This window comes from Hymenobacter defluvii (assembly GCF_017589435.1).
GTDB classification, from domain to species: domain Bacteria; phylum Bacteroidota; class Bacteroidia; order Cytophagales; family Hymenobacteraceae; genus Hymenobacter; species Hymenobacter profundi.
On record NZ_JAGETX010000142.1, the window covers coordinates 1 to 252 of the forward strand.

General features: G+C 31.0%; 1 protein-coding gene. It reads left to right on the plus strand.

Annotated features, from left to right (window positions below; translation table 11 throughout):
• Positions 1-252: hypothetical protein (locus J4D97_RS23365; protein WP_208309676.1), on the plus strand; the 252-nt coding region annotated here is incomplete at both ends.

The window sequence follows — 252 nt, forward strand, 5'->3', positions numbered from 1 at the left end:
CTATCATTTATGATACATGTAAACTCATAAATCCACAAAATATAAGTATTGGAGCACATAGTGAAATAAAAGACTATGTTATTATTCAATCTTTTGGTAAAGTTGAAATCGGGGAATATTGCCAACTAAATCCATTTACAGTTATATATGCTGGCGAAGTGAAAATTGGTAATTATGTTATGATTGCTCCTCATTGCATGATTTCATCAGGAAATCATGATTTTAGGCAAGTAGAAAAGCCAATGAGACTTG